The following is a 1101-nucleotide window of genomic DNA, read 5'->3' as shown; positions in this document are numbered from 1 at the left end:
GAATGCAGCTTAGAGGTGTTAAAGACAAAGTATTTTTCCTTTTCAGATTATCTAAAATTTTTGCCTAGTCCCCAAGGTTTGATCTTGATCCCAAACAGGTACGACCAAGCACCCTAGACACAGTTTCCAGCAAGGGAGTATCCCCCGCATTTGTGCAAATGTACAAAATCAGCGGGGAAATAATTCCCTCGGGCTCCGCGTCTAAAAAATTGGTCGTTTTGTTTGACGGAACTCGTTCAATAAATACAGTTGATTTAACATCACAACTGACTGACACAAAGATATAAAAATAAAACAATTAAGCAAATATTATTAAAGATATTTTTAAAATTATTATATTGTGAATAGTGAAAATAGCAGAATACGACTCCTTATAAAACGATATCGTGAACATTTTAAGTTCAGCCAAAATGATATTGTGAAACTAACAGGCTTAACACAATCAGCTTATAGTTCTTTGGAAACCGGCAAAGGCAACATCGATTTTGATAAAACAAATCTTGTCTCAAATGTGTACGGATTGAAAGTTTGGGAATTTATAAATCCCAAACAAAAAGTACCAACTCTAGATTCATTGCCTAATGCAACGAAAAAAATTGCATTAAAAAATAAATCAAAGCCTAAAAGTAACTATGATTTAGACCTTCCAGAGAAAATTAAATTAATCTTACAAAGTGGAAGACTCCCAACTAAATTTACTGTAAATGATATTAAAAATCTACTTCCAGAAAATATCCAACGTGATATTAATGCGTCTCGAATTACCACCACTATTAAAAGAGTACAGTTTGAGGAACTTTGTGAGGTTGGTAAAAGCGGCAAAAGCAAGCTTTATTCCATAAGAAAGAAATAGTAAAAACTGCAACTTAAAAAATAAAAGTACTTTAATTAAAATATTATTTCCACAAATCTCTTAAATCTATAAATTTTCTTGTGTTTTACGGAAACCCGTAATTGATATTACAAAAATCAATGTATTTTGCTTTTGGAAAAACAAACTTATAATTTATCACTACTAACCGACAAAAAAAATATAAGGAGCCATCTGTTCAGGTAGCTCCTTTTTTCATATTTTAGTTTTACTACACACTAAAAATATGA

Annotated in this window: 1 protein-coding gene; it reads left to right on the top strand. The window is 31.2% G+C overall.

The genetic code is table 11. The annotated features are described in order from the left end of the window. Positions 1 to 340 precede the first annotated feature (340 nt). A complete protein-coding gene (locus B0B05_RS16265; RefSeq protein ID WP_076784613.1) occupies positions 341 to 853 on the top strand; it encodes a helix-turn-helix domain-containing protein in 513 nt (170 codons plus the stop codon). Positions 854 to 1101 lie beyond the last annotated feature (248 nt).

It is taken from the genome of Epilithonimonas bovis DSM 19482 (assembly GCF_900108115.1).
Taxonomy (GTDB): domain Bacteria; phylum Bacteroidota; class Bacteroidia; order Flavobacteriales; family Weeksellaceae; genus Epilithonimonas; species Epilithonimonas bovis.
This window is presented reverse-complemented; position numbering and strand designations above follow the sequence as displayed.